Below are 7,136 nucleotides of genomic sequence, written 5' to 3'. Positions count from 1 at the left end.
CCGCTGTACGAGATCATGACGGCCGCCGAAACCATCCAGCGCGTGGTGTGGAATGGTCAGGTGATGACGACCGGCCAGCGCGGCGAACTGATGAAGCTCAAGACGATCCTGGATCAGATTGGTGAGACCGGCGCCCGCAGCAATGAACTGTTTTCAAAATCGATCGCCGATCTGTATGAAACCGTGCTGGCGTCCAGTCTGCGCGATTCGGAATTCGTGTCGCACCTGCTGGTCGATCTGCTGGACCGCAACTTGTATGAACGTTCGGACGATTGCCGCTGGTGGGCCTTGACGCCGGAGTTGCAAGCGGCGCTGGCGGCGCCGGAGCGCGACGAGGAGGTGGTCGAGCGCATCACCCGCATTCTGGAATACATCAACCGCCTGTACACGGTCTATACCCGACTAGTCGTCTATGACGCCAGTGGTTGCATTGTTGCCAGCACCCATCCAAAGCAGAATGGCAGCTCGGTGGTGGGTACTTCGGTGGATGCGCTTACGCTGGCGCAAGTGCGTGCGCTGCGCACGGAACAGGACTACTACGTGACGCCGTTTGCGCCCTCCCCACTTTACGGCGGTGCGCCAACCTATATCTACCACGCAGCGATTCGCGATCCCGATGATGGCGCCAATGTGGTGGGCGGCATCGGCATCGTGTTCGATGCAGCACCCGAGTTTTCAGCCATGCTGCGTGGCGGACTGGGAAACAAGACGGGGATGAATGCCTTGTTTGTGGACCGACGCGGCTGTGTGATCTCCAGCACCGACCCCACGCGCCCGGTGGGCGCGACATTGGAAATGGACCCGGCCTTGCTGAGGCTGCCGAACGGCAGCAGTGCCTCCCGTATCGTGATCCACGACGGGCATTACGCGATCATGGGCTGCACTGCCTCCAGCGGTTACCGGGAGTTCAAGGTGTCGGATGGCTATCGTGAAGATGTGCTGGCCGTCGTGTTTGATTCTTTTGGTGCCGTGCGCGAGCGCCCGGGCGCCGGCCACAGAAGCAAGACGGTGTTGAAATCAGATTTGACAGAGCGGGGTGGGCGCGAATTTGCAACTTTCTTTATCGATGGCTCCCTGTTTGCGCTGCCCGCCGAGCAGGTGCTGGAGGCCCTGCCCGCCGCAAAAATATCATCGATGTCGAGGGCTGATCGCAAGGCGCGCATCGGCCTGTTGGCGCTGCAGAGCGACGCTGAGAACCAGGGTTCTGTCTGGGTCTTTGACCTTGGCTATCTGCTGCGCGGCATGCCCTCCATCATCGACAAAAGCAGCCAGGTGATCATCGTGCGCTTTGGTGCACAAACGATTGGCCTGCTGGTCGATGGGCTGCACGGCGTACCAGAGTTCAATGCCGCCCAGATCATGCCGTCTCCCTTTGCCGGGCGTACGGATGGCGCGCTGGTGAAAAATTTCATCAAGGCCAACGGGGGCCAATTGCTGATTCAGGCGGTCGATGTCAGCAGTCTTTTTGCGCTCCTGATGCACCCGGAGGGGATGGCTCAAGCCACGGCATTCAGCTGACTGGCTAAATCCTGCCGGCGATTTTGTCGGTCCACGACCCGGTAGCCAAGCGGTTCATGCGCTGCCGCTACCAGCGCAACGCCAACCAAAAACGGGCTCTGCGCGTCCAGGCAGTTATGGCTTGGGGAGAGTCACGTTTGTCCACCTGTTGGGAAAACACGCCGCATGAGCTTGCGGGGGAAGTTGCCAACGGTCTAAACTCGGACTCGACCGGCCAAGTTGACAACACCGGCGTTCGTCCGTCCGGTGCACAACGCATGCGCAATAGATCGGTTTGGTTTTATTCCCACCCTCAGGAATTGATATGGGTCAAAGTGGCCACTTCGCCTCTGCACTGGTCGATGACGACGAATTGGCCATGTTCAGGGCCATACTCGATCACTTGCCGGTCGGCATCTCCGTGTTCGATCGGGATCTCAGACTGCTGGCCATCAACCGCCTGCTTGTCGATATGCTCAATTTTCCCGTGGGCATGTTTGAGCGAGCTTTGCCGACACTGGAGGAGTTGACCCTTTTCAACGCATTGCGTGGCGAATATGGTGCGGGCGACCCGCACCAGCAAACCCGAGAGCGCATGGCGCTGGCGCGAAAAGGTGAGGCGCATCGCTTCCAGCGCACCCGGCCCGACGGACGGGTACTGGAAATCATGGGGGCGCCGCTGCCCAACGGCGGCTTCATCAGCATCTATACCGACATCACCGATCATCAGCACATCAAGGCCGCCCTGAGCGAGCAGGCGCTATATCTGCGCAGTGTGGTCGATCACCTGCCGCAAGGCATCTCGGTATTTGACCAGCAGCTTCACCTCAAGTGCTGGAATGCCACCTTCCTGGAGGTACTCGAACTCCCGCCCGAGAGCACCTACCAGGATGTCCCCTTCGAGAATCTGATCATGTACCCGGCGCTGCGCGGGGAATACGGGCCCGGTAATCCGGTCGACCAGGTGGCACAGAGGCGCGCGATGGCGCTTAAATTCGAGGCCCACCGCTTCGAACGGACGCGGCCCAATGGCCGCACCCATCTGGTGGAAGGACGCCCCATGCAACTGGACGGGCGCACCGTGGGTTTCGTCACCAGCTACACCGACATCACCGAGCAAAAAGCCATTGAGCGCGAACTCAGGCAAAAAAGTGAAGTGTTTCAGACCTTGGTGGACAACATACCCGGTGGTGTCACGCTGTTTGGCGCCGATCAGCGGCTGCTGGCCCATAACAAGGAATATGCCCGTTTGCTCGATTTCCCGCCCGAGCTGTTTGACGGCCTGCCCACACTGGAGCGGTTTTTCCGCTACAACGCGGCGCGCGGCGAGTACGGACTCGGCGACGCCGAAGTCCAGGTTCAACAATTGCTGGAGCGCGCGCGCCAACATCAGGCCCACCATTTCAAGCGAACCCGACCGAACGGCACGATGCTCGAAGTGCGCGGCCTGCCACTGGCGGACGGCAGCTTTGTGACGATCTATACCGATGTGACTGAGCAGCACCGCGCCGCCGAGGCCATCGAACGCCTGGCCCACCGTGACACGCTCACCGGGCTGGCCAATCGCTACACGCTCGAAGCAAGGCTGGACCAGTTGGTGGCCGACGCCCGCCGACACGAGCGGCAACTGGCCGTCATGTTCCTGGACATGGACAACTTCAAGGCCATCAATGACACCCTGGGACATGGTGTGGGCGACCAGTTCTTGCGTGAAGTCGCCCGACGTCTGAGTGCCACCGTGCGCGACAACGACATCGTGGCCCGACTCGGTGGTGACGAATTCGTGGTGGTGCTGGCCGAGGTCATGGATCCCCGGGATGCCACGGGCGTTGCCGCCAAGATCATTGCCGCGTTGAACCAGCCGATCGAACTTGGCAGCCATGCGCTGCGCGCCTCCGCCTCCATCGGAATTTGCTTTTATCCGCAGGACGGACGGGATCGGGGCGCGCTCATGCAAAGCGCGGACATCGCCATGTACCACGCCAAGAACGCCGGCAAGGGCGTGTTCCACTTCTTCGATGCGGCCATGATGACGGCCGCAAGTAGCCGACTCGAACTGGAACGCACCTTGCGCGAGGCGGTCAGCCAGCAACAGTTCGTGCTTCACTACCAGCCCCAGCTTGATGCTTCAGGCCAGCATGCTATGGGTGCGGAGGCCTTGATCCGCTGGCAAAAACCCACGGGCGAACTGATTCTGCCCGACGAGTTCATTGCGCTGGCAGAAGAACTCGGCCTGATCAGCGACATCGGCGACTGGGCCTTGCGCACCGCCTGTCACACCGCGGCGCGCTGGCGCCAGAAAGGCCTGGTGGGCTTGACCATGGCGGTCAATCTCAGTGCCCTCCAGCTGCGCGATGACAAGCTGCCTCAGCGCATAGCCAGCGCTTTGGGCGACAGCGGCCTGTCCGCCAATGCCTTGATCCTGGAGATCACCGAATCCGTGGCCATGCAAGATCCGCATGCATCCATCGAACGCCTGGAACTGATCCGCGTCCAGGGCGTGCGCCTGGCCATTGATGACTTTGGCACCGGCTATTCCTCGCTGGCTTACCTCAAGCGCTTGCCCCTGGACTACCTCAAGCTCGACCGTACTTTTGTCCAGGATTTGGAGACCAACAGCAGCGATGCAGCCATCTGCGCCGCCACGATCGGACTGGCCCACAATCTGGGGCTCGCAGTGGTCGCTGAGGGCGTCGAGACACCGGGTCAGCGCGACTACCTGGCCAAGCTGGGCTGCGATGTCTTTCAGGGCCACTACTTCAGCCGTGCGCTCAGCGACACGGCCGCCTTTGACTGGCTCACTTCATTGGCTCGCACCGCCGGATGCGCCGCTTCAAATCACCTTGGCAGCTAAATGCCTGCGCGCAGCGCGCGCCGGTATTGCATGGCCTCGGCCACATGCGTGACCTGGGTGCTGCGCGCACCGGCCAGATCGGCGATGGTGCGTGCCACTTTGAGAGCACGGTGCGTGCTACGGGCTGACCAGCCCAAGCGCGCTGCAGCAATATTCAAGAACTTGGCGGCGGCCTCGTCGAGCAGCAAATGGGCGTCGATTTCCTGACCTTGCAGCGCCTGGTTCGCCTTGCCCTGGCGCGTCATGGCGCGCTCGCGGGCCGCGGTGCAACGCTCGCGGATGGCCGCCGTGGATTCACCCGGCCCGGCTTGCAGGAGATCAGCCGACGGCAAAGCCGGCACTTCCACATGCAGGTCAATGCGGTCAATCAGCGGGCCGCTGAGCTTGCTCTGGTAGCGCGAGACCTGGTCGGGCGTGCAGCGACAGGCCTTTTGCGCCGACCCCAGATAGCCGCAGGGGCAGGGATTCATGGCGCCGATCAACTGGAAGCGGGCCGGGAACTCGGCCCGCCGCGCGGCGCGCGAAATCGTGATGGTGCCCGACTCCAGCGGTTCCCGCAGGGCTTCCAGCGCGGCGCGCGGAAACTCGGGCAGCTCATCCAGAAACAGCACGCCATGGTGCGCCAGTGAAATTTCGCCGGGCCGCGGCGGCGAGCCGCCCCCCACCAAAGCCACGGCGCTGGCCGTATGGTGCGGGCTGCAGGTCGGGCGCTGCGCCCAGCGCGCCAGCGAGAAACGACCGCCCAAGCTGGCCACGGCCGCACTTTGCAGTGCTTCGTCCGTCGTCATGGCTGGCAGCAGGCCGGCAAACCGCTGCGCCAGCATCGACTTGCCGGAGCCCGGCGGCCCCATCAACAGCAGGCTGTGGCCGCCGGCGGCGGCAATCTCCAGCGCTCGTTTGGCACCCCGCTGGCCTTTGACATCGGCCAGGTCCGGGTACTGGACGGCATAGGACTGGGGCAGCGCCGTGACGCGCGACCAGCCGGGCGCAGGCTCCGGCGGTGGCGCGTCCGCCACTGGCGGCAAAAAATGACGCACCACGTCCAGCAAATGGCTGGCCCGATAGACATGGGCATCGGGCACCAGCGCCGCTTCTTCCGCGCTGTCGGGCGGCAGCACCAGTCGGGTCACGACCCGCCCGGCATGCAAGGCCAGACTCATGGCCAGCGCACCGCGCACCGGCCGCAACTCACCTGACAGTGACAACTCCCCGGCAAATTCATGGCCGGCCAGCTGGGTCGGGTCGATCTGACCGCTGGCGGCCAGAATACCCAGCGCAATCGGCAGGTCAAAGCGCCCGGAGTCCTTGGGCAGGTCGGCCGGTGCCAGGTTGACGGTGATACGTTTGTTGTGCGGAAATTCCAGGCCCGAGTTCTGGATCGCGCAGCGCACCCGTTCTCTGGCCTCCTTGACCTCGACATCGGCCAAGCCCACGAGCGTGAAGCTGGGCAGGCCATTGGCCAGATGCACTTCCACCGTGACGGCGGCGGCGTCCAGACCCAGCAGGGCACGGCTTTGCACCAAACACAAACTCATGAGGATTCCTCTCCAAAAGGGTGCAAAAAACGAAGCAGCACCAATTTCATATGCACCAATGAAGTGCATACTGTATTTTTATACAGACATCTTAACGCAAAGCCGTTAAATCGGTGCACAAGGACGAGGCTGATTTTGGCGTTCTATCTGGCACGCTCTGTGCTTATTACTTACATCCCTTAACCGCCTTGGAGAGCTTTATGAAATTGAAATCAAAATCCGCACTCGTTCTGACCACCTTGCTTGCCAGCATGGCCGCCATGGCGCAAACAAAAGCGCCCGAGCCTGATTACACGCTGTCGTACAACGTCGGCGTCACCAGCGACTACCGCTTTCGCGGCATCTCGCAAACGTCGTTCAAGCCAGCGCTGCAAGCGGGGGTGGACTTTGCGCACAAGAGCGGTTTTTACCTGGGCGCCTGGGGTTCCAACATCAACTGGATCAAGGACTACATTGGCGCCACCGACGGCTCGCTTGAAATCGACTTGTACGGTGGCTACAAAGGTGAAATCAGCAAGGATTTCAACTATGACCTGGGCGTGATCACCTACCAATACCCCAGCAACACGGCCGCCAACGTTGTTGGCTTCGCCAATGCCAACACCACCGAAGTCTACGGCGCCCTGACTTATAGCGTGGTGACCGCCAAATACAGCCGCAGCGTGAGCAACTTCATCGCCAACAACAGCAGCTCCGGCAGCGCGTATTTTGAAGTCGCCGCCAACTTTGACCTGGGTAACGGTCTCACGCTCACGCCGCACCTGGGTCACCAGACCATTCCGAATCAAGCCATTAACGGCGACTACACGGACTACTCGCTGACCTTGGCCAAAGACTTTGGCAATGGTCTGTCGGTCTCCATCGCAGCCCTCGGAACCGACGCCCCCGATGCTTTTTACAAAGTGGGCACGTTCGACAATTTGGGCAAATCTGGCGTGCTGGTCGGCCTGAAATACAGCTTCTGATCTCAATCCATTTGGAGCAACCATGAAACTCGTAACTGCCATCATCAAACCCTTCAAGCTGGACGAGGTGCGCGAAGCGCTCTCCGCCATCGGCGTGCAGGGCATCACCGTGACCGAGGTCAAGGGCTTTGGTCGTCAAAAAGGCCACACCGAGTTGTACCGCGGTGCCGAGTACGTGGTGGACTTCTTGCCCAAGGTCAAGATCGAAGCCGCCATTGCCGACGAGCTGGTGGACCGTGTCATCGAGGCGGTGGAGGCTGCGGCCCGCACCGGCAAGATCGGCGA

The 7,136-nt window shown here is 61.5% G+C and carries 5 protein-coding genes; 4 read left to right on the top strand and 1 reads right to left on the bottom strand.

Annotation, left to right across the window (positions count from 1 at the left end; translation table 11 throughout):
* Positions 1-1,518: chemotaxis protein CheW (locus B3V69_RS12890; protein WP_296447132.1), on the top strand; the 1,518-nt coding region annotated here is incomplete at its 5' end.
* A gap of 304 nt (positions 1,519-1,822) precedes the next feature.
* A complete protein-coding gene (locus B3V69_RS12885; RefSeq protein ID WP_296447130.1) occupies positions 1,823-4,351 on the top strand; it encodes a PAS-domain containing protein in 2,529 nt (842 codons plus the stop codon).
* Here B3V69_RS12885 and B3V69_RS12880 read toward each other — a convergent pair.
* On the bottom strand, positions 4,348-5,886 hold the full coding sequence (locus B3V69_RS12880) for a YifB family Mg chelatase-like AAA ATPase (RefSeq protein ID WP_296447128.1): 1,539 nt from the start codon (positions 5,884-5,886) through the stop codon (positions 4,348-4,350). The two genes, B3V69_RS12885 and B3V69_RS12880, sit on opposite strands and share 4 nt — an antisense overlap.
* Positions 5,887-6,086: 200 nt before the next feature.
* Between B3V69_RS12880 and B3V69_RS12875 the strand changes: the two genes are divergently transcribed.
* Both B3V69_RS12875 and B3V69_RS12870 read left to right on the top strand, forming a co-directional pair.
* On the top strand, positions 6,087-6,851 hold the full coding sequence (locus B3V69_RS12875) for a TorF family putative porin (RefSeq protein ID WP_296447126.1): 765 nt from the start codon (positions 6,087-6,089) through the stop codon (positions 6,849-6,851).
* Between the two features lie 22 nt (positions 6,852-6,873).
* On the top strand, positions 6,874-7,136 hold a 263-nt coding region (locus B3V69_RS12870), incomplete at its 3' end, for a P-II family nitrogen regulator (RefSeq protein WP_296447124.1).

This window comes from Rhodoferax sp. UBA5149, from assembly GCF_002413825.1.
In the GTDB taxonomy this organism is placed as follows: Bacteria; Pseudomonadota; Gammaproteobacteria; order Burkholderiales; family Burkholderiaceae_C; genus Rhodoferax.
This window is presented reverse-complemented; position numbering and strand designations above follow the sequence as displayed.

What these genes read in the sequence shown, in the direction of transcription:
- B3V69_RS12885 (WP_296447130.1), top strand. Translation starts at nt 1,823, where the DNA reads ATGGGTCAAAGTGGCCACTTCGCCTCTGCACTGGTCGATGACGACGAA.
- B3V69_RS12875 (WP_296447126.1), top strand. Translation starts at nt 6,087, where the DNA reads ATGAAATTGAAATCAAAATCCGCACTCGTTCTGACCACCTTGCTTGCC.
- B3V69_RS12880 (WP_296447128.1), bottom strand. Translation starts at nt 5,886, where the DNA reads ATGAGTTTGTGTTTGGTGCAAAGCCGTGCCCTGCTGGGTCTGGACGCC.